At 65.8% G+C, this 22,259-nt stretch carries 14 protein-coding genes; 7 read left to right on the top strand and 7 right to left on the bottom strand.

Annotation, left to right across the window (positions count from 1 at the left end; all coding sequences use genetic code 11):
• Window positions 1-198 precede the first annotated feature (198 nt).
• Together H8A92_RS12500 and H8A92_RS12505 are read left to right on the top strand one after the other, a co-directional pair.
• On the top strand, window positions 199-1,587 hold the full coding sequence (locus tag H8A92_RS12500; RefSeq protein ID WP_229196082.1) for a cation diffusion facilitator family transporter: 1,389 nt from the start codon (window positions 199-201) through the stop codon (window positions 1,585-1,587).
• Window positions 1,588-1,779: 192 nt separating this feature from the next.
• Complete coding sequence (locus H8A92_RS12505) at window positions 1,780-4,101, top strand: sensor histidine kinase (RefSeq protein WP_229196083.1); 2,322 nt, start codon at window positions 1,780-1,782, stop codon at window positions 4,099-4,101.
• 9 nt (window positions 4,102-4,110) lie between these two features.
• Here the strand turns inward: H8A92_RS12505 and mdoH are convergent, their stop codons facing one another.
• From mdoH to H8A92_RS12520, 3 genes are all read right to left on the bottom strand, one after another.
• Window positions 4,111-6,228 (bottom strand): glucans biosynthesis glucosyltransferase MdoH, encoded by a 2,118-nt coding sequence (gene mdoH / locus H8A92_RS12510; RefSeq protein WP_229196084.1) that lies wholly within the window; start codon window positions 6,226-6,228, stop codon window positions 4,111-4,113.
• Window positions 6,216-7,730, bottom strand: a complete 1,515-nt coding sequence (locus H8A92_RS12515) for a glucan biosynthesis protein G (RefSeq protein WP_229196085.1) — start codon at window positions 7,728-7,730, stop codon at window positions 6,216-6,218. Before H8A92_RS12515 ends, mdoH begins: the two co-directional genes overlap by 13 nt.
• Before the next feature lie 212 nt (window positions 7,731-7,942).
• Window positions 7,943-8,839: a LysR family transcriptional regulator gene (locus tag H8A92_RS12520; protein WP_229196086.1), complete on the bottom strand. Its 897-nt coding sequence runs from the start codon at window positions 8,837-8,839 to the stop codon at window positions 7,943-7,945.
• A 256-nt stretch (window positions 8,840-9,095) separates the two neighbouring features.
• On the opposite strand from H8A92_RS12520, the gene H8A92_RS12525 reads away from it, so the two are divergent.
• From H8A92_RS12525 to H8A92_RS12545, 5 genes are read left to right on the top strand one after another with little or no spacing between them, the layout of a single operon-like run.
• A complete protein-coding gene (locus H8A92_RS12525; RefSeq protein WP_229196087.1) occupies window positions 9,096-9,572 on the top strand; it encodes a formate dehydrogenase subunit gamma in 477 nt (158 codons plus the stop codon).
• Entirely contained in the window at window positions 9,569-11,137 is a 1,569-nt protein-coding gene (locus H8A92_RS12530; protein ID WP_229196088.1) for an NADH-ubiquinone oxidoreductase-F iron-sulfur binding region domain-containing protein, read from the top strand. The genes H8A92_RS12525 and H8A92_RS12530 overlap by 4 nt, the downstream gene beginning before the upstream one ends.
• A 13-nt stretch (window positions 11,138-11,150) precedes the next feature.
• Window positions 11,151-14,027 carry a formate dehydrogenase subunit alpha gene (gene fdhF / locus H8A92_RS12535; RefSeq protein WP_229196089.1) on the top strand — a complete coding sequence of 959 codons (2,877 nt, stop codon included), beginning with the start codon at window positions 11,151-11,153 and terminating at the stop codon, window positions 14,025-14,027.
• A 2-nt stretch (window positions 14,028-14,029) separates the two neighbouring features.
• Complete coding sequence (fdhD, locus tag H8A92_RS12540; protein ID WP_229196090.1) at window positions 14,030-14,866, top strand: formate dehydrogenase accessory sulfurtransferase FdhD; 837 nt, start codon at window positions 14,030-14,032, stop codon at window positions 14,864-14,866.
• On the top strand, window positions 14,850-15,071 hold the full coding sequence (locus tag H8A92_RS12545) for a formate dehydrogenase subunit delta (protein WP_229196091.1): 222 nt from the start codon (window positions 14,850-14,852) through the stop codon (window positions 15,069-15,071). The genes fdhD and H8A92_RS12545 overlap by 17 nt, the downstream gene beginning before the upstream one ends.
• A 161-nt stretch (window positions 15,072-15,232) precedes the next feature.
• Here the strand turns inward: H8A92_RS12545 and H8A92_RS12550 are convergent, their stop codons facing one another.
• The 4 genes from H8A92_RS12550 to H8A92_RS12565 form a co-directional block, all read right to left on the bottom strand.
• Window positions 15,233-18,196, bottom strand: a complete 2,964-nt coding sequence (locus tag H8A92_RS12550) for a bifunctional [glutamine synthetase] adenylyltransferase/[glutamine synthetase]-adenylyl-L-tyrosine phosphorylase (RefSeq protein ID WP_229196092.1) — start codon at window positions 18,194-18,196, stop codon at window positions 15,233-15,235.
• Window positions 18,193-19,647 (bottom strand): sensor histidine kinase, encoded by a 1,455-nt coding sequence (locus H8A92_RS12555; protein ID WP_229196093.1) that lies wholly within the window; start codon window positions 19,645-19,647, stop codon window positions 18,193-18,195. The genes H8A92_RS12550 and H8A92_RS12555 overlap by 4 nt, the downstream gene beginning before the upstream one ends.
• On the bottom strand, window positions 19,631-20,311 hold the full coding sequence (locus H8A92_RS12560) for a response regulator transcription factor (RefSeq protein ID WP_229181684.1): 681 nt from the start codon (window positions 20,309-20,311) through the stop codon (window positions 19,631-19,633). Before H8A92_RS12560 ends, H8A92_RS12555 begins: the two co-directional genes overlap by 17 nt.
• A 266-nt stretch (window positions 20,312-20,577) precedes the next feature.
• Entirely contained in the window at window positions 20,578-22,164 is a 1,587-nt protein-coding gene (locus H8A92_RS12565) for a Do family serine endopeptidase (protein ID WP_229196094.1), read from the bottom strand.
• Window positions 22,165-22,259 lie beyond the last annotated feature (95 nt).

Consider the following 22,259-nt stretch of genomic DNA (forward strand, 5'->3'; position numbering starts at 1 on the left):
GACCCATTACCCCGAATGCGAGTCATGATGCGATACAGTTGCGGCAGCTCACTTCAACAACACAACCCTGTGGTTATGGGTCCTGGCTTTCGCCAGGACGACGGCGTGATCGGCGCAATGATGCAATTGCAAGTGAGTGGCGATTGCGCATCGTGACTGACACTTGATGTTCACAGATGGCCTGCTAAACCGCCGCCCATGAGCTCTTCCAGCACCAGCGCGCCCAACACCAAGACATCCGTCGCCGCGATCTCGATCCTCGCCAGTGGCAGCATGGCCGTGGCGAAATTCGTCGTCGGCATCGCCATCGGGTCACTGGCGTTGATCTCCGAGGCGCTGCACTCGTCGATCGACCTGGTCGCCACCATCATCACCTGGGCGGTGGTACGGGTGTCGGACCAGCCGGCAGACGCCGAGCATCATTACGGCCACGGCAAGTTCGAGAGCGTCTCGGCGCTCGGCGTCATCGCCCTGCTCTACGTGCTGGCCGGCGGCATCCTGGTGCAGGCCTACAGCCATTTGCGCGAGGGCGCGCCGCCGCCGTCGATCTCGGCCATTCCCTTCATCGTTCTCCTCCTCGATATCGGCGTCAATCTGTGGCGCGCCCGCGCGCTGCATCGTGCGGCGCGCGACACCAAGAGCCAGGCGCTGGCCGCCGACGCGCTGCATTTCGCCTCCGACGTGATGGGTTCGGCCGCCGTGATCGTCGGCCTGGTAATGGCCGGCCTCGGCTTCTGGTGGGGCGACGCCGCGGCGGCGATTGCGGTCGCCGTGATGATCGCGCTGCTCGGCCTGCGCATGGCGCGCGAGACGGTCGAGACCCTGCTCGACCGCGCGCCCGAGGGCGCGCTTGAGAAAGCCACCGCCGCCATCAAGGCGGTGCCGGGCGTGGTCGACGTCGATCGCCTGCGGGTCCGCATGGTCGGCGCAACGCATTTCATCGACGCCATCGCCGCGGTGCCGCGCACCTACCCGATCGACCGTGTCGAGGACATCAAGCGCCGGGCGCAGGAGGCGGTCACTAAAACCTTCGGCGACGCCGACCTCACCTTCACCGCGGTGCCGGTGGCGCGCGACAATGAGAGCGTGCGCGAGCGCATCATGGTGATCGCGCGCAACTCCGGCCTCGCCATCCACCACGTTACCGTTCACGACATTGGCGGCAAGCTGATCGTCAGCATCGACCTCGAGGTCGACAGCGACATGGCGCTCGACGCCGCCCACGACGTCGCCCACGAGCTCGAGCGCGCGATCCGCGAGGACTTCGGCGAGGATGTCGAGGTCGACACCCATATCGAGCCGCTCGAGCCGGAACTGCCGTGGGGAACCGACGCCGCGCCCGACCGTGTCGACGCCATCAAGACCGCGCTGACCGGATTTGCCGATGGCGGCGCGATCCATGACATCCACAATGTGCGGGTCCGCAACACCGACGCCGGCGAGATCGTCAACTTCCATTGCCGCGCCGCGCCAACGATGAGTGTGATCAAGGTGCACGAAGGCGTCGACGAGATCGAACGCAAGATGCGCCGCGCATTTCCGACCGTGAAACGTGTGATCAGTCACGCAGAGCCCGAGCGCGCGTAATTCTACGGAGCCGTTCTCCTTTCGGACTCACCTTGGGCATCCCGATTCTGTTTTTGACAAGAATTATTTCGCATTAACGAATCGTTGACTCTCGACAGTCCCGGAAATCTGGATTCAAATGATCATGATTCGGATGCATCGTGGGGAGCATCCGAACCGGGTAAAAATCAGCTTAGAGCGGGGGTCCAGGGCATGGCGCGCGCGCATGCAGCGAACGCGTGCGTCCAATCCGATTCGATCAAGGGATTGGCGCAGTCGATCGCAAAACCGGCCTATCACAGGCTCTTGACGGCCGAGCCTGCACTGCGCCGCGCTGTGCCCACTCTCATCATCGCTTTCCTCATCACGATCTGCCTCGGCGCCTTCGTCCAGGTGATCGACCAGAACCGGCAGAAGCGCGGCGCGATGAAGCGCGACCTGGCCGCGCTCTCCGACATCCTCGCCGAGCGTCTCGATCGCCTCACCTCGGTGCGGCGCGAGCGCCTCGCCAACATCGAGCGGATGCAGGAGCTGCTGCCTGATCTCATTCCGTCTTGGGGCATCGCCTACGGCCGCCACGTCATCATCACCAGCGCCGATCATCGCGTGCTGGCGCGCGTGCCGATCGACGGCACCGGGGAGACCGACCGCGTCCTCGACATCGTCTCCACGGCGCAGCTCCTGATCGCGCCGGGCCAGCAGGGCACCGTCAGCGACATGACGCTGCCGAACGGCACCGGCGCGCTGGCGATCTCTGCGCTGGTCAAGTCGCTGCCGGGCCAGGTCGTCGTCATCCAGGAGATGAACGAGCCGATCTGGGGATCGGACGGCGCGCTCTCGGTGACGCTGTCGGCGACCACGAGCTTCGTGGTGCTGATCCTCGGCTTCGCCTTCCATTGGCAATCGACCCGCGCCCGCGAAGGCGACCTGATCAATGACGCCGTGCGCGGCCGGATCGACACCGCGCTCAATCGCGGCCGTTGCGGATTGTGGGACTGGGACCTGTCGCGCGGCCGGATATTCTGGTCGCAGTCGATGTTCACCCTGCTCGGCCTCGATACCCGCAACGACCTCCTCACCTTCGGCGAGGTCAACGCGCTGGTGAATTCCGACGACATCAACCTGTTCGACATCGCCGACCAGCTGATCTCGGGCAAGATCGATCACATCGACCAGAGCTTCCGGATGCGGCATGTCGGCGGCCACTGGATTTGGCTGCGCGTGCGCTGCGAGCTGAGCCACGCCGCCGCCGACAGCGGCCTGCATCTGATCGGCATTGCGGTCGACATCACCGAGCAGAAGAGCCTCGCCGAGAAGTCGGTCGAAGCCGACCTCAGGCTGCGCGACGCGATCGAGACCATTCCGGAGGCCTTCGTGCTCTGGGATGCCGACGATCGCCTCGTGCTCTGCAACTCGCACTTCCAGCGGCTGCACAAGTTGCCTGACAGCGCCGTCAGCCCCGGCACCTCCTACGAGACCGTGATCGAGGTCGGCAGCATGCCTGAGGTGCGCACCCGCCTGCACGAAAGCGGCGTGCCGGCGCCCGGCGCCCGCACCTTCGAAGCCCAGCTCGACGACGGCAGCTGGCTGCACATCAGCGAGCGCCGCACCAAGGACGGCGGCTACGTCTCCGTCGGCACCGACATCACCCGCATCAAGGCGCACGAGCAGAAGCTGGTCGACAACGATCTGCGCCTGCGCGCCACCGTGATCGACCTGCAGAGCTCGCAATCCGAGCTGGAGCGGCAGGCCGTCGAGCTCGCCGACCTCGCCGAGAAATACTCGCAGGAAAAGACCCGCGCCGAGGACGCCAACGCCGCGAAGTCGAAATTCCTCGCCAATATGAGCCATGAGCTGCGCACGCCGCTCAACGCCATCATCGGCTTCTCCGAGATCATGGGCAGCGGTCTGTTCGGAACGCTCGGCTCGGACAAGTACGCGGAGTACTGCCACGACATCCTGACCTCGGGGAAATACCTGCTCGAGGTCATCAACGACATTCTCGACATGTCGAAGATCGAGGCCGGCCGCATGAAGTTCGACATGGAGCCGCTCGACCTCTCCGGCATCCTCGCCGAGTCGCTGCGCGTGGTCTCCGGCCGCGCCGAGCACAAGGGCCTGTCGCTGGAATCGGATATCGAAAGCACGATCTCGGTCGTCGCCGACCGCCGCTCGGTCAAGCAGATCATCGTCAACCTGCTCTCCAACGCGGTGAAGTTCACGCCGGACAACGGCCGCGTGCTGGTGCGCGGCCAGATGCTGGACGACTCGATCGTGCTGTTGATCGCCGACAGCGGCATCGGCATCGCGCCGGAATCGCTGCGGCGGCTCGGCAAGCCGTTCGAGCAGGTCGAGAGCCAGCTCACCAAGAGCTACCAGGGCTCGGGCCTCGGACTTGCGATCGCGCGCTCGCTCACCAACCTGCACGGCGGCTCGATGAAGCTGCGCTCCAAGCTCGGCGTCGGCACCGTGGTCCGCGTCACCCTGCCCCGCGATCCGCGGTCCCTGCAAACCAGACTGCCCGAAGCGGCCTGAGCCCCCACGCTACTTCGCGAGTATCCCCTCCAGCACCGCGGGATCGCCGAGCACGGCCAGCGTCTCGCGTGGCGTCAGATGCGCGAGCGCCTCGTCAAAGCTGTCGCTCGCCTCGATCCGCGCACGCGCAACCGCGAGATGAAGGTCGATCTCGCCCGGACCGCCGCGCCGCGCCGGCGGCAGCGACGCGAGATGACGCTGCAGCAGGCCGGAATCCTGCCGGAGCATTGCGAGCGCGGGGGCCGAGGCGTGGGCGGGCTGCGACGCCAGCTCGTTGGCACGGACCAGCACGCGCGGCGGCCCGCTCTCCTCCGGCGTCACGAACAGCGCGCGCGTCGCAGGCTTCGCCGTCCAGGCGCCGATCGGAATCGCAAACAACAGGCCAATGATCACCGGCGACATCCACAGCAGCAGCGGCAGCGACACCGCCCAGGCGCTGATCGCCATCGCGACACCGCAGGCGGTGGGGACACCGTACTTGCGATAGAGCTCCTGCCGCTCGACCTCGCCGTCGTCGCGCCGCTGCGTCTGCCAGCCGGCGTCGCGGCCGAGCAGGATCTCGACCACGGCAATCGACTGGAACACCATCATGACCGGCGCGATCATCGCCGAGATCAGCACCTCGGCGACGACACCCGTCAGCGCCCGAAAGCCGCCGCCGAATTGCCGGCGCACCTCCCGCCGCGTCAGCAGCAGGATGAATCCGAGCAGCTTCGGCACGATCAGGAGCGCCATCGTGAGACCAAACACCCAGGCGGCGAGCACAGGATCCTGCGCCGGCCAGTTCGGGAACAGCGAAAATCCCTTCGGAAAATATTCGGGACGAATGAAGCGCGCCTGCAACGAGATCAGGATCCCGAGCAGCAGGAAGGACAGCCACATCGGCGCGGTGATGTAGGATCCGATCCCGGTCATGAAATGTAGCCGCGAGATCCAGTGCAGGCGGCGCGTACGCAGCACGGCGAGATGTTGCAGATTGCCCTGGCACCAGCGCCGGTCGCGCGCGGCGAAATCCAGCAGCGACGGCGGCACCTCCTCGAAGCTGCCGCCGAGCATCGGCGCCATGTAGATGCCCCAGCCGGCGCGCCGCATCAGCGCCGCCTCGACAAAGTCGTGGCTCAGGATATGTCCGCCGAACGGCTTGCGTCCGGAGAGCTCGGGCAGGCCGGCCTGCTGCGCAAAAGCCTCGATCCTGATGATGGCGTTGTGTCCCCAGTAATTGCCCTCGGAGCCGTGCCACCACGCAACGCCTGCGGCGACCATCGGCCCGTAGAGCCGGCCGGCAAACTGCTGCAAGCGGCTGAACAGGCTGCGCGCGTTGACGATGACCGGCAGCGTCTGCAGCAGCGCCGCCTGCGGATTGGTCTCCATGGCATGGACCATCCGCACCATGGTGTCGCCCGACATCAGGCTGTCGGCATCGAGCACGATCATGAACTCGTAGGCGCCACCAAACCGCGTGATCCACTCGCCGACATTGCCGGCCTTGCGTGCCGTGTTGTCGGCCCGATGCCGGTAGTAGAGCCTCCCGCCGCAGGCATCGCTGAGCGCGAGGAACGCCTGCTCCTCGGCGATCCAGATATCGGGATCGCGGGTGTCGCTGAGCACAAACCAGTCGAAACGTTCGCTCTGCCCGGTCGCCTCGATGGATTCGTAGATGGCCCGGAGGCGCGCCATCAGTTGATGCGGGTTCTCATTATAGGTCGGAAGCAGCACCGCGGTCCGGCTCGCGAGCTGCGGCAGCGGACCATCCTCGCGGATCGGCAACGCGTTGCCTTTGCGCCGAAGCAGCACGAAGAAACCGGCCAGGCCCGAGGCGAAGGAAAATGCGATCCAGGCAAGCAGCGCCACGAACAGCACCAGCACCATGCCTTCCATGATCGTCACGCCGCCGACCTGGACCACCATGTACATCTCATAGGCGCCCGCGCCGGTCAGCGCCGCCGTCAGCACCAGGATGAAGGCGCGGCGCATCGACATGCCGGCGCCGACCGATACCGGCTTGCTCACTGCGCGAGGCGGCTGGCCGAGATCGGCCGCCGCCATCGCAAGCGGGCTCTCGTGCGGCAGGAAACCGTCGGCCTCAGCGGCGACGTCCGGATGTGGCGACGTGACTATGGCGCCCATCGATAAACCCAGATCTCCGAGAGCGGCTTGTCGTCTTGCGCGAGATGCGCGCGCAGCTCGATCGGCTCCTTCTTCACCGCGCACTGGAAGCTGAGCCGCCACCCACCCGTATTCGGGTTCGGCTGCGTGACGATGTTGGTGATCTCGGCCTTCTCGGCCGACACCACGCCCTTGATGCTGGCGGGATCGATCCCCTTCAGATTGTCGCCGAACAGGTCGAGCACGAACAGCTTGCTGTTCTCGCCATGCGCGCCGATGCCGCTGCGCGTGAAGCGCGCGAGCGAATGCGGCTTCGGCGCGTCAGGTCCCCAATGCAGCCGGTAGGTGAGATTGGTCTCGCTCTTGGCCTTGAACGGCGCCTTCGGCCGCCAGAACGCGGCGATGTTGTCGTGGATCTCTTCCTTGGTCGGAATCTCGAACAGGATCACCGCGCCCTCGCCCCAGTCGCCGATCGGCTCTACCCACAGGCTCGGACGCTTCTCGAAGCTCGATTCGATGTCCTGATAGGCGAAGAAATTCTTTTCCCGCTGCATCAGCCCGAAGCCGTGCGGATTGATGTCCTGGAACGTGCTGATCTGCAGGTCACGCGGATTGCTCAGCGGACGCCACAGGCTCTCGCCCTTGCCGTTGTAGATCGCAAGGCCGTCGGAATCGTGCACCGACGGCCTGAAGTCATCGACCTCGTTGCGATCATTGGGCCCGAAGAAGAACATGCTCGTCATCGGCGCGAGGCCGGCATGCTCGAGATCGGCGCGCGGATAGAGCGATGCCTCGACATCGAACACCGTGGTCTTGCCCGGCCTGATCGTGAAGCGATAGCTTGCGGCGCAGCTCTTGCTGTCGAGCAAGGCATGAACGACGAGTGAGGTCGCGTTGGGCACCGGACGTTCAAGCCAGAACGCCTTGAAGAACGGAAACTCCTCGCCCTTGGCTTCGCCGGTATCGATCGACAGGCCGCGCGCCGACAGGCCATAAGTCTCATCCTTGGCGACCGCGCGGAAATAGCTCGCGCCGAGGAAGACGCAGACCTCGTCGTAATAGTCCGGTTTGTTGATCGGCGCGTGGATCCGAAATCCCGCAAAGCCCAGATCCGCCTCGGTGAACGGAGGAACGGTCTCGCCGAACGAGAACATGTCCTTGCTGTAGCCGACCTCGCTGACCTTGCCGTCGGCGACCTCGAAAATCCTGACCTTGTTCTTGTAGAAGAAGCCGCGATGGAAGAACTGCGCCTCGAACGGCAGTTTCGCGCCACGCCACAACGCGCGCTCCGGCGCGAAGCGGATCGAACGGTACTGATCGTAGTTCAGATCGGTCAGGCCATTGGGCAGCTTCTCGTCCGGCGCCTCGAACGACTTGGCTGCGAGGTTGCGCGCGAGCTCCCTTACCATCGACGGGTTGAAAGCTGTGTCCGACGTGTTCCCTACGGCTGCGGCCTCGCGCTGCGGCAACAGCAATAGTGTCGGCAACACGGCCGATCCGTGGAGTAACTGGCGACGATTCAAAGCGGCTCCTCTCGCTGACCGGGACGCCGCAATGAAACCAGCGAGCCGCCGCTGAGTTCCACGTTATCGCGTTCACGGAACAATTGCTTCGCGGCGAACGCGCCGCTTCATCTGAATGATCGAGCGAAAATAGCAATCGCTTCGCAAGGAGCAGCCCTGCGATCGTCTCGGGCAGGAACCATGATGGAAACGCCTCGGCCGATGGCCGCTCGCTACGCGCTCTCCAGCTTCGGCGCGACCTCGCGCGCGACCTGCACCAGGGCTGCGATCAGCGGCGTCATCGGATCGCGCTGCGGGATCACCAGGCCGATGCTGTAGTCCACCACCGGATCGACGATCGGAATGCTGCGCACCGCATCGGCAAGGCCCAGCGTCTCGGCGAGCTTGGCCGGCATCACGCTGGCCCAACGTCCGGTCTTCACATGGGTGTAGAGCACCAGCAATGAATTCGACGTCAGCGTCGGCGTCGCTTCCGCGCCGACCGAGGTCAGCGCGCGATCGATGATGCGGCGGTTCTGCATGTCGGGCGTCAGCAGGCACAGCGGCACGGTGCCCACCTCCTTCCACGTCACCTGCTTGCGGTCGCCGAACATCGCATCCGGCGCGGTCAGCAGGCGATAGCTCTCGTTGTAGAGCGGGATGGTGCGAACCTTCCCGATCGGCTCGTTCTCGATGTAGGTCAGCCCGGCATCGACCTCGAGATTTTCAAGCAGGCCAAGCACGTCGGCCGACGTACAGGACTGGATCCGAAACCGCACATCGGGATGGCGCGCCCGGAACGGCGTGGTGAGCGCGGCCACCATGCCGAGCGCGGTCGGGATCGCCGCGATCCGGATCTCGCCCGACAGCTTGTCCTTGAGGCTGTTGATCTCCTGCTTCATCGCCCGCGCATCGCCAACGATGCGCCGCGCCCAGTCCAGCGTCCGCTCGCCCTCGGGCGTGAAACCCTGGAAGCGCGATCCGCGCTGCACCAGCATGACGCCGAGGATCTCCTCGAGCTGCTTGAGACTGGTCGACATGGTCGGCTGGGTAACGCCGCAGGCCTCCGCAGCCCGGCCGAAATGACGCTCCTTGGCCAGCGCCAGCAGAAGTTCCAGCTTGTCGATCAAGGTTCAAATCCCTTCGGAAAACGGCGCCCCAAGCGGCGGCCCGACGCGTCGATAGGTAGCACGATCGGGGTGCGATCCCGAAATCCAAAGCGCCCCGGAAGTGCGTGATTCCAGAACATTATTGCGATTCCGGATCGGTCCATTCGGCAACGCTATTAATCGCGTTTCGCAATCGCCGCATGAGACAGCTTTATTGATGTTTCGAAGGATTCCAATTCTCATGTGCGCAGCAAAAAACGGATCGTGAGAAGCGCTGATGACGGTGGGATACGAACCTTGGGACACGGCGCGCGGCGCTGAAATCATCGCCGAGCATGCCGGGCTGGAAGGCGCCACGCTGGTGGTCCTGCACGCGCTCCAGGAGGCCTTCGGCTACGTACCGGAGCCCGCGATCCCGATGGTCGCCGAGGCGCTCAATCTGTCCCGCGCCGAGGTGCACGGCGTGTTCACCTTCTACCACGACTTCCGAAAAGCACCCGCCGGACGCCACGTCCTCAAGCTCTGCCGCGCCGAGGCCTGCCAGGCCGCCGGCGGCGATCGGCTTGCGGAGCGTGCGGAGGCCAAGCTCGGCGTATCCCTGGGCAATACCACGGCGGACGAGCGCGTGACGCTGGAGCCGATCTACTGCCTCGGGCTCTGCGCCACCGCGCCCTCGGCGATGCTGGACGGCCGCTTGGTCGGCCGGCTCGACGAAGCGCGGATCGACGCGCTGGTCGCGGAGGCACAGCGATGACGATGCGGATCTACGTGCCCCGCGATGCCGCGGCCGTCGCCGTCGGCGCCGACGATGTCGCCCTCGCCTTCGAGCAGGCTGCGGCAGCGCGTGGCGCAGGGATCGAGATCGTCAGGAACGGCTCGCGCGGGCTGTGCTGGCTGGAGCCGATGGTCGAACTTTCGACCACGCAAGGCCGTATCGCCTTCGGCCCGGTGGCGCCGCCCGACGTGCCGTCGCTGCTCGATGCGATGGCCGGCAACGGCCAGCACGCCCTGCGGCTCGGTGTCACGGACGAGATTCCCTGGCTGAAGCGCCAGACCCGCCTGACCTTCGTCCGCTGCGGCGTGGTCGATCCGCGCTCGGTCGACGACTACCGCGCCCATGGCGGCTACAGGGGCCTGGAGCGCGCGCTGACGCTGACCTCCGACCAGATCCTTGCCGACGTCACCAGCTCGGGCCTGCGCGGCCGTGGTGGCGCCGGCTTCCCGACCGGCATCAAGTGGAAGACCGTGGCGCAGGCCAGCGCCGACCGTAAATACATCGTCTGCAACGCCGACGAAGGCGACAGCGGCACCTTCGCCGACCGCATGATCATGGAAGGCGACCCCTTCGTCGTGATCGAGGGCATGACGATCGCGGGTATCGCGGTAGGCGCGACCAAGGGCTACATCTACATCCGCTCGGAATATCCGCACGCGGTCGAGGCGATGAACGCGGCCATTGTCGCGGCCCGCAGCGCCGGCTTGCTCGGCAAGCGGATCGGCGGCTCCGCGCATGAGTTCGATCTCGAAGTACGTGTCGGCGCTGGCGCCTATGTCTGCGGCGAAGAGACCTCGCTGCTGGAGAGCCTTGAGGGCCGCCGCGGTATTGTCCGCGCAAAACCGCCGCTGCCCGCGCACAAGGGCCTGTTCGGCCGTCCGAGCGTGATCAACAACGTGCTGTCGTTCGCAGCGATCCCCTTCATCCTCGACAGCGGCGCCAAGGCCTATGCCGATTTCGGCATGGGCCGCTCGCGCGGCACGATGCCGATCCAGCTCGCCGGCAACATCAAATTCGGCGGACTGTTCGAGACCGCGTTCGGTGTCACGCTCGGCGAGCTCGTCGACGAGATCGGCGGCGGCACCTTCACCGGACGCGAAGTGCGCGCGGTGCAGGTCGGCGGCCCGCTCGGGGCCTACTTCCCCCGCGCGCTGTTCGACACGCCGTTCGACTACGAGGCATTTGCCGCGCGCGACGGCCTGATCGGCCATGGCGGCATCGTGGTGTTCGACGACACCGTCGACATGGTCAAGCAGGCACGCTTCGCCATGGAGTTCTGCGCGGTCGAATCCTGCGGCAAGTGCACGCCGTGCCGGATCGGCTCGACCCGCGGCGTCGAGACCATCAACAGGATCATCAACGGCGAGCGCGTCGCGGAAAACCTCGCCGTGATCGAAGACCTCTGCAACACGATGAAATTCGGCTCGTTGTGCGCGCTCGGCGGATTCACGCCCTACCCAGTGATGAGCGCACTGAAGCACTTCCGGGAAGATTTTGGCGGAGATTTGGGTCCCGCACCGGCCCGCCTGCAGGCCGCGGAATAGCAAGGAAATCACGATGTCGCTGATCCAGGAAATCGATTTCGGCACGCCCAAATCCAAGTCCGAAACGATGGTCACGCTGACCATCGACGGCAATCAGATCACCGTGCCCGAGGGCACCTCGATCATGCGCGCGGCGATGGAGGCCGGCACCCAGATTCCAAAACTGTGCGCGACCGACATGGTCGACGCCTTCGGTTCCTGCCGGCTCTGCCTGGTCGAGATCGAGGGCCGCGCCGGCACGCCGGCGTCCTGCACCACGCCGGCGACGAATGGCCTCGTCGTGCACACCCAGAGCGATCGGCTGAAGAAGCTGCGCAAGGGCGTGATGGAGCTCTACATCTCCGACCATCCGCTGGACTGCCTGACCTGCGCCGCGAATGGCGACTGCGAATTGCAGGACATGGCAGGCGCCGTAGGGCTGCGCGACGTGCGTTACGGTTATGAGGGCGAGAACCACGTCTTCGCCAAAGCGCACGGCTGCGAAAACGACAACTGGATGCCGAAGGACGAATCCAATCCGTACTTCACCTACGATCCCTCGAAGTGCATCGTCTGCTCGCGCTGCGTCCGCGCCTGCGAGGAGGTGCAAGGCACCTTCGCGCTGACGATCTCCGGCCGCGGCTTCGACAGCCGCGTCTCGCCGGGCATGAACGAGAGCTTCCTCGGCTCCGAATGCGTCTCCTGCGGCGCCTGCGTGCAGGCCTGTCCGACCGCGACGCTGACCGAAAAATCCGTGATCGAGATCGGCCAGCCCGAGCATTCGGTGGTCACCACCTGCGCCTATTGCGGCGTCGGTTGCGCCTTCAAGGCCGAAATGCGCGGCGAGGAAGTGGTGCGCATGGTGCCGTGGAAGGACGGCAAGGCCAATCGCGGCCATTCCTGCGTCAAGGGCCGCTTCGCATGGGGCTACACCACCCACAAGGAGCGCATCCTGAAGCCGATGATCCGCGAACGGATCGAGGACCCCTGGCAGGAAGTGTCGTGGGACGAGGCATTCAACTTCGCCGCGGCGAAGTTCAAGGGCATCCAGCAGAAGTATGGTCGCGACGCGGTCGGCGGCATCACCTCGTCACGCTGCACCAATGAAGAAACCTATCTGGTGCAGAAGCTGATCCGCGGCGGCTTCGGCAACAACAATGTCGACACCTGCGCCCGCGTCTGCCACTCGCCGACCGGCTACGGCCTGTCGCAGACCTTCGGCACCTCGGCCGGCACGCAGGATTTCGATTCGGTGGAGGACACCGACGTCGTGCTGATCATCGGCGCCAATCCCGCCTCGGCCCATCCGGTGTTCGCGTCGCGGCTGAAGAAGCGGTTGCGCCAGGGCGCCAAGCTGATCGTGGTCGATCCGCGCCGCACCGAGATGGTGGAATCGCCGCATGTGAAGGCGCTGCATCTGCCGCTGATGCCCGGCACCAACGTCGCCGTACTCACCGCGCTCGCCCATGTCATCGTCACCGAAGGGCTGGTCGACGAGGCCTTCGTCCGCGAGCGCTGCGACTGGAGCGAGTTCGAGGATTGGGCCGCCTTCGTCGCAGAGCCGAAGCACAGCCCGGAAGCGACCGCGATCATGACCGGCGTCGATCCGAAGGCCCTGCGTGAGGCGGCGCGGATCTATGCCACCGGCGGCAACGGCGCAATTTATTACGGGCTCGGCGTGACCGAGCACAGCCAGGGCTCGACCACGGTGATCGCGATCGCAAACCTCGCGATGGTGACCGGCAATATCGGCCGGCCCGGCGTCGGCGTGAACCCGCTGCGCGGCCAGAACAACGTGCAAGGCTCCTGCGACATGGGCTCGTTCCCGCACGAGTTGCCCGGCTATCGCCATATCTCGGGCGACGCCGTGCGCGAGCAGTTCGAGGCGATGTGGAACGTCAAGCTCAACAATGAGCCGGGCCTGCGCATCCCCAACATGTTCGATGCCGCGATCGAGGGCACCTTCATGGGGCTCTACGTGCAGGGCGAGGACATCCTGCAATCCGACCCCAACACCAAGCACGTGGTGGCGGCGCTGTCGGCGATGGAATGCGTCATCGTCCACGACCTGTTCCTGAACGAGACCGCGAACTACGCCCACGTCTTCCTGCCCGGCTCGACCTTCCTCGAGAAAGACGGTACCTTCACCAATGCCGAACGCCGCATCCAGCGCGTCCGCAAGGTGATGACGCCGCTCAACGGCTATGCCGACTGGGAAGTGACGATCATGCTTGGCAAGGCAATGGGCTTCGAGATGAACTACAGCCATCCGTCCGAGATCATGGACGAGATCGCCGCGCTGACGCCGACCTTCGCGGGCGTCTCCTATGCAAGGCTCGACGAACTCGGCTCGGTACAGTGGCCTTGCAACGAGAAGGCGCCGGAAGGCACGCCCGTGATGCATATCGGCGGCTTCGTACGCGGCAAAGGCAAGTTCATCATCACCGAATATATCGCGACCGACGAGCGCACCGGCCCGCGTTATCCGCTGCTGCTCACCACCGGCCGCATCCTCAGCCAGTACAATGTCGGCGCGCAGACCCGCCGCACCGAAAACGTGGTCTGGCACGCCGAGGATCGGCTCGAGATCCATCCGCACGACGCCGAACAGCGCGGCGTACGCGACGGCGACTGGGTGCGGCTGGCAAGCCGCGCCGGCGAGACCACGCTGCGCGCAGAGATCACCGACCGCGTGGCGCCGGGTGTGGTCTACACCACGTTCCATCACCCGGACACCCAGGCCAACGTCATCACGACCGACTTCTCCGACTGGGCGACCAACTGTCCCGAGTACAAGGTCACCGCCGTGCAGATCTCGCCTTCGAACGGCCCGTCCGATTGGCAGAAGTCCTATGACGAACAGGCACGCAACTCCCGCCGTATCGCGCCTATAGTGGAAGCCGCGGAGTAACGATGCGCGAACCCGTCCACAAGGCGAACCGGAAAGTCTGGCGCGACGGCGTCTTCAGCGACGGCGCGCGGCTGATCCCGGAAGAGACGCCGCTGGCGCTGACCTACAATGGCGGCACCTACGCCGTGATGATGGGCTCGCCCGAGGACCTCGCCGACTTCGCCGTCGGCTTCAGCCTGAGCGAAGGCGTCGTGCAATCGGCCGACGAGATCGAGACGCTCGACATCGTCGAGCTCGATGACGGCATTGAGCTCAGGATGTGGCTCAAGCCCGACAAGGCCGAGTGGATCGCCGAGCGGCGGCGCAACATCGCCGGCCCGACCGGCTGCGGCCTCTGCGGGTTGGACTCGATCAGCGAGGCGGTCCGGCCGGCTGCGGTGGTGCCTGCCGGCCGCGTCTTCTCCCCGCGCGAGATCATGACCGCGGTTGCAGCAGTCGCACCGCTGCAGGAGATCAATCACCAGACCCGCGCCGTACACGCCGCCGCGTTCTGGACCGCCACGCGCGACATCGTGGCGCTGCGCGAGGACGTCGGCCGCCACAACGCGCTCGACAAGCTCGCCGGTGCGCTGGCCCGCGACAAGATCGACGCGAGCGACGGCATCGTGCTGCTGACCAGCCGCGTCTCCGTCGAAATGGTGCAGAAGACCGCCGCTATCGGCGCACCGCTGATTGCTGCCGTGTCGGCGCCGACCGCGCTTGCGGTACGGATGGCAGATGCCGCCGGCATCACGCTGGCCGCGATCGCCCGCGCCGACGGATTTGAAATCTTTACCCACCCGGAACGCGTCACAGGCGCGGTGCCCGGCAAGGAGTCCCCGTATGTCGTCGTCGCCTGACAAACTGGTCTATATGGCGAACCAGATCGGAAAGTTCTTCCACAGCCAGGGCCGCGACCGCGCCGTGCAGGGCATTGCCGAGCACATCTGGAAGTTCTGGGATCCGCGGATGCGCAAGCAGATCTTCGCCCATCTCGACGCCGGCGGCGCCGGCCTTGATCCCGACGTGCTCGACGCGCTGCAGAAGCTGAAGCAGCAGGCGTAGCGGCTAGCGACAACGTGCGGCCTTCCATCACCGTCACCCTGAGGAGCGCGCACTTGCGCGCGTCTCGAAGGGTCGACGGCCCGGCTGGTGGCCGTGCATCCTTCGAGACGCCGCTACGCGGCTCCTCAGGATGACGGGATTAGCTTTAGTTCACGGTTCATCTACCCCCCGCCCACGATCGCATTGAACACGCGGCGCACCTCGCTCTGGGTCTCGCGCAGGCGGGCTTCGAGTGCGGAGAAATCCGGCGTGTCACCGGCCCGCGCCATCACACGCAGCAGATCTTCGCCCGCCGTCTCCGGATTGAACTTGCCGGTGACGCACAGCCGCAGGATCTGCGTCAGGTCATGATACAGCCGTGCCGCCGAGCGCAATATCTCGGCTTCGGACTGGCCGAGCAGGCCCAGCTTGGCGGCATGCTCGAGCACCTGCAACGTGGAGACGCTGAGGATTTCCGGCTTCGCTGACGCGTGCGCGAGTTGGAGGTATTGCGCGATGAAATCGATGTCGACGAGCCCGCCGGCGGCGAGCTTGAGGTCCCAGACGTCGTCCTCGCCCTTCTCCAGCGCAATCGCGCGCCGCATGTCGGCAACGTCGGCCGCGGTCGACGCCGCATCGCGCGGTCGCGTCAGTACGCTGCGGATGATCGCCTCGATCCTCTCGCGGAACTCCGGCGACGACGAGATCACCCGCGCGCGGGTCAGCGCCATGTGTTCCCAGGTCCACGCCTCGCGCTCCTGGTAATCGGCGAATGCGTCGATCCGCGAGGCGACCGGGCCGGCGCGCCCGGACGGACGCAACCGCATGTCGACCTCGTAGAGCACGCCATAATTGGTGCGGGTCGTGAAGGCGCTGATCAGTCGCTGGGTGAAGCGGGCGAAATATTGCGCGCCATGCAGCGAGCGCTCGCCGTCGGAGTCCGGTGCCTCGCTGTCGAAATCGTAGAGCGTGATCAGATCGAGATCGGAGGACGCCGTCATCTCGCGGCTGCCGAGCCGGCCCATCGCGACGATCGCGGTCTCCTGCCCCTTGATCCGGCCATATTGCGCGGCGAACTGATCGGTGACGAGGCCGTGCACGGTGTGCACGATGCCCTCGGCGACATCGGCAAAGGCCGTGCTGGCGTGCTGCGCCGACACCGTTCCGGACAGGATCCGCGTGCCGATCAGGAACAGGCTCTCCTGGCCGAACAATCTCAGACGATCGAGGAAGTCCTCATAGGACGAGGCATCCTGCAGCGTGGCGGCGAGCCGCTCCGACAGCTCCTTCTTGTCCGGCATCGCGCCGAAGAAGCGCGGGTCGACCAGGCCGTCCATGATCCGCGGCTGCCGCGCCAGCATGTCGCCGAGCCGTGGCGCGGCACCGAGGATCAGCGCCACCAGCGCGACGAAATCGCGGTTCTGGCTCAGCAGCGAGATCAGCCGCCCACCGCGCTGCAGCGCGGCCAGGAAGCGGTCGAACGCCGTCACCGCATCATCGGGCTCCTCGGCATGTGCGAGGCCATCGATCAGACCGGGAATGAATTCGAGGAACGCCGCCCGCGTCGCCTCCACGCGTAGCGCGCGATAATCCCCCTCGATCCACTGCTGCACGGTGCCGGCAACCATCACTGGCTTCTTGAATCCGAGGCTGGCCAGATGCTCGATCAGGCGACCGTCGTCGGGGCCGGCCCCATAGTCGATATCCGGCAGCTTCGCGCTTCCGGTCGGATCGTCGCCCTCGAACAGCTTGCCGTAGTGATTCTGCACGATTTTGAGCTGGCCGAGCAGGTCTTTGGCGAAGGCCTCGCGATTCTCGTAGCCGAAGAAACGCGCAAAGCGCTCGACGTCCTCGGGCGCTTCGGGCAGCGAGTGGGTCTGCTCGTCGGCGATCATCTGCAGCCGGTGCTCGACCCGGCGCAGGAATTCGTACGCCTTGGTCAACTCGTCGCGCGCTTCAAAGGTGATCCAGTTGCTGTCGGCGAGCACGTTGAGCGCCTCCAGCGTCGGCCGCACCCGCAACTCCGGATGGCGGCCGCCGGCGATCAGCTGCTGGGTCTGGGCGAAGAACTCGATCTCGCGGATGCCGCCGCGGCCGACCTTGACGTTGTGGCCCTCGACCGAGATCTCGCTCTGGCCACGAAAGGTCTGCATCTGCCGCTTCATGTCGTGGACGTCGGCCAGCGCGGCAAAGTCCAGATGCTTGCGCCAGACGAACGGCGCGAGCTCGGCGACCAGCGCGTCGCCGGCCTTGGGATCGCCGGCGCAGGGCCGCGCCTTGATCATCGCGGCGCGCTCCCAGGTGCGGCCCTCGCGCTCATAATAATGCAGGGCCGCGTCGGTCGAGATCGCGACCTGGGTCGAGGCCGGGTCCGGGCGCAGCCGAAGATCCACCCGGAACACGTAGCCCTCGCCAGAGCGCTGCTGGAGCATCCGCGCCATCGCCTGGGTGACGCGCACGAAAAACGGCTGCGGCTCGATGTCCTCGGCGAGCGAGGTGGTCGTGCGATCGAAGAACACGATCAGGTCGATATCGCTGGAATAGTTCAGTTCGCCCGCGCCCATCTTGCCCATCGCGAGCACGATCAGGCCGGAGCCGATCTCTGGATGTTCGGGGTCGGCGGCGGTCATGCGGCCGCGCGCGATTTCCTGCCGGAACAGATAGCGCAGCGCCGATTGCACCGAATTCACCGCAATGTCGGTCAGCGCCGCGGTCACCCGCATCACCGGCCAGACGCCCCCGATATCGCACAGCGCGATCATCAGCGCGGCCTCCGCCTTCATGCGGCGAAGCAGAACCATCACGTCGGCTTCGCTGCCGGCGGCGAGCACCTCGCGCGAGGTCGTCTCGATCAGGCCGGCAAGATGCTGTTCCGGGTCGCAAGACAGGACCCGGATCAGCCGCGCGGCATCGGCGCGCGCGAGCTCGAACAGATAGGGCGAGAACTCGGCGATGCCGCGCAGGATGTCCCGCGCAAACGGATGCCCCAGCAACGCTGCGAGCGCGGCCGATTGCGCCGGCTCGAGCTCGGCGAACCAGTCGGTCAGGCGCTGATCGGCGGATAAGGAAGCGGCGACATGCAGCCCGTCCGCGAACCGCGCGGCCAGACGATGTCGGTCCGCGTTTCCCGGCGCGGCGGCATTCATGCCGCCTTCTGTGGCACATCCTGCGTTTGAGCCGCAAGCCTGTCACTGCCGCCCGCCCGCGCCGGCAGGACCAGGGTTGCCACCAGCCCCGGATGGGCATCGCCGAGCCTGAGCTCGCCGCCATGGAGCGTGGCAACCGCCGAGGCCAGGCTGAGGCCGAGGCCGGAACCGGGTAAGGTCCGGCTCGCCTCGAGCCGGACGAAGCGCTCCACGGCATGCTTGCGGTCGCCCTCGGGGATACCGGGACCATGGTCGGTGACGCTGAGCAGGACCTGATCGCCCTCGCGCCGCGCCTCGATCAGGATCTCGCGCGCATCCGCCTTCATCGGCTCGACGCCCGCATCGGGCTTGCCATATTTGATGGCATTCTCGACCAGGTTGGCGACCGCCTGGCTGATCAATTCGCGGTTGCCGTGAATTGGCGCCGGCGCGGTCTTCACCTGCAGCGTCATACCGTCGTCCTCGGCCAGCGGCTCGTACAGTTCGTGGATGCCGTTGGCGACGTCGGCGCCGTCGAAATCGTCCATGTTGCCGCGCGCCTGGCCGGACTCGGCGCGCGCGATCATCAACAGCGCGTTGAAGGTGCGGATCAAGCCGTCGGATTCCTCGATCGTCCGCTCCAGCGCCGCGCGGTAGTCGGTCTCGGAGCCCGACCGCGCCAGTGCCTCCTCCGCGCGGTTGCGCAGCCGCGTCAGCGGGGTCTTGAGGTCGTGGGCGATGTTGTCGGAGACCTCCTTCAGCCCCGTCATCAGCGCCTCGATGCGCTCCAGCATGGCATTGAGATTTTCCGCGAGGCGGTCGAGCTCGTCGCCGCTGCGGCCGACCGGCAGCCGGCCGGACAGATCGCCCGCCATGATCCGCTTGGTGGTGCCGGTCATGGCGTCGATCCGGCGCAGCACGCGGCGGGCGACGAAGATGCCGCCGCCGATACCGAGCACGACGACGACGAGGATCGACCATTGCGCGGCCTTGGCAACGATACCGAACAGCCGCCGCCGTTCCTCGAGGTCGCGCCCGACCAGCAGGCGGAAGCCGTTATCCATCTCGGTGACCCGCACCAGCGCGCGGTGATCGGACTTGTCCTGCTCGTCGATCCGGCGATAGGCGGTCTCGGTCCAGCCCTGCATGCTCATCACGCCCGGCGCCAGCGAGCCGACATTGCCGGCCAGCGCCTGCCCATTCGGCGCGGTCAGGAGATAGAGGTTGGCGCCCGGCCGCAGCGCACGATTGCCCATGGTGGTCAGCAGCCCGTGCAGGCCGCGGCGATTATAGATGGCGGTGATCTCGCCGATCTCGACGTTGACGGTCGTCGTGATCTGCTCGGTGATCAGCCGGCGCGTGTTCCATGCGAAATAGGCCAGCAGCGAGGCGGCAAACAGCGCGAACAGGAACAGGTAGACCAGCGTCAGCCGAAACGCCGTGGTCCGGATCAGTTTACCGAATGCCGTCACGGATCATATACCCCGCGCCGCGGATGGTATGCAGCAGCGGCCGCTCGAAACCCTTGTCGATCTTGGAGCGCAGCCGCGAGATGTGGACGTCGATGACGTTGGTCTGCGGATCGAAGTGATAATCCCAGACATTCTCGAGCAGCATCGTACGCGTCACCACCTGGCCTGCATGCTTCATCAGATACTCGAGCAGGCGGAATTCGCGCGGCTGCAGGGTCAGCTCATCCTTGCCGCGGGCGACGCGGTGCGACAGCCGGTCGAGCTCGAGGTCGCCAACCTTGTAGGTAGTCTCCTCGGCCGGCCCGACATTGCGCCGCGACAGCACCTCGACGCGCGCGAGCAGTTCGGCGAAGGAATACGGCTTCGGCAGATAGTCGTCGCCGCCAGCGCGCAGGCCCTTGATGCGGTCATCGACCTGGCCGAGCGCCGAGAGGATCAGGACCGGTGTCCGGTTGCCCTTGTCGCGCAAATTGCCGATCAGCGACAGCCCGTCGCGCTTCGGCAGCATGCGATCCACGACCAGCACGTCGTAATCGCCGGATTCGGCCATCGACAGCCCCTCCTCGCCGTCGGAGGCGAGATCCGCGATATAGCCGACTTCACGGAATGCCTTGACCAGATAGTCGGCTGACTCGCGGTCGTCTTCGATGATCAGGATACGCATTTGCGGAGCGGTTGCGGTCACGGGAATGGGCCCTCTGTCAGCATGGCGCGGCCGGCCTGCACATGCAAGACGACCGCGCGTATTCTCGAATTGTTGGGAAAAAGTGGGCGGTGAAGCTGGGGGACTCCACCGCCCTGAGACCTTCCGACGGAGGGGGGCATATTCCATCGAAAGGCAACATAGGGAGCGAGCAAGGGGCCCGCCCCCCGGAAAGCGCCGTCGGCGGGGGCGACTAATGCCGGCGACGCTCTCCAACTCATAGATAGTTATCCCTTGGCCAGCGGCACTGCCACAAAGCGCGACGAACCGCCGCTCTTCACGCGCATGAGAACGCTGTTCTTGTTGTCATTGCGCGCCGAGGTGATCGCATCGCGCACCTCACCGGCGGTGCCGACGGACTTGCCGGCGACCTCGAGAATCACGTCGCCTTCCTTGAAGCCCCGCTCAGCGGCAGCACTCTTGGGATCGACTTCGGTCACGACAACGCCTTCCTTGCCGGCGCCGGCCACGCTGTTGGCAGGCGCCACGGTGAGGCCCAGCTTCGGCACGTCGGTGCCACGGGACGAATTGCCCTTGTCGCTGTTGTCGGTATCAGCCTTGGCTTCCAGGCTGTTCGGCAACTGGCCGAGCGTGATGCTGACGGTCTTGTCCTGACCCTTGTGCAGCACGTTCAGCTTCACGGCATTGCCGGGCGCGAGGCCGCCGATGGTGCGGGCGAGTTCGCGCGCATCCTTCACCGGCTCGCCATTGACGGCGGTGATGACGTCACCGGACTCGATGCCGGCCTTGGCCGCTGGGCCGTTGGCCTGCGGTTCGGCGACCAGCGCGCCTTCGGCCTTCTTCATGCCGAGGCTGTCGGCAATATCAGAGGTCACCGGCTGGATCTGGACGCCGATCCAGCCACGGCTGACCGAACCCTTGTCCTTCAGCTGGGCAACCACGCTCTTGACGGTCTGGGCCGGGATCGAGAACGCGATGCCGACGCTGCCGCCGGACGGCGAGTAGATCGCCGTATTGACGCCCATCACCTCACCGGACACGTCGAACGCCGGACCACCCGAATTGCCCTTGTTCACGGGCGCATCGATCTGGATGAAGTCGTCATACGGGCCGTTGCCGATGTCGCGGCCGGAGGCGGAGACGATGCCCGCGGTCACGGTGCCGCCGAGGCCGAAGGGATTGCCGACCGCCAGCACCCAGTCGCCGATGCGCGGCTTGCTGTCGGAGAGTTTGGCGAACTGGAAGTTCGAGCCGCCCTCGACCTTGATCAGCGCGAGGTCGGTGCGCGGATCGGTGCCGATCACCTTGGCGGAATAGGTCTTGCCGTCGTCGGTCGTGACTTCGACCTTGTCGGCGCCGTCGACGACGTGATTGTTGGTCACGGCAAAGCCGTCAGCCGAGATGAAGAAGCCGGAGCCTTGGCCCGTCACCACTCCACCGCCACGCGGTCCACCGCGCAGACCCGGGGGCAAGCCATCCGGACCGCCGAAGCGGCGGAAGAAGCGCTCCATCGGCGAACCCGGCTGGAACGGCGAATCCTCGTTATTGCCGCTGTCGTCCTTGGCGACCTTCTCGCGAATGTTGACCTTGACCGAGATCACCGACGGCTTCACGCGCTCGACGATGTCGGCAAACCCGACCGGCTGCTGAACCTTCTTGACCTCGTTGTTGACCTGCGCATGCGCAGGCGTCGAGAACAGGTCGGCGGGATTGTGGGTGGGGCTGAGGCCGTAGGTGGCGGCACCGAGGCCGGCCACAACCGACGCCATCAGCGCGAGTTTGCGGACAGAGAACAGCGAGCGCTTCGGCGCCTTGTAGGACGGCAGGGTCGAGAGGTCGGGACGGTCGGTCATGTCTTGAAATCTCCAGGGCCAGAATCATTCGGTGCGGGGCAAGCACCTGATGCGTCTGAACATGGGGTCATCAGCCTTACGGCGCGCTGGCTGCG

This window comes from Bradyrhizobium acaciae (assembly GCF_020889785.1).
Classification (GTDB): Bacteria; Pseudomonadota; Alphaproteobacteria; order Rhizobiales; family Xanthobacteraceae; genus Bradyrhizobium; species Bradyrhizobium acaciae.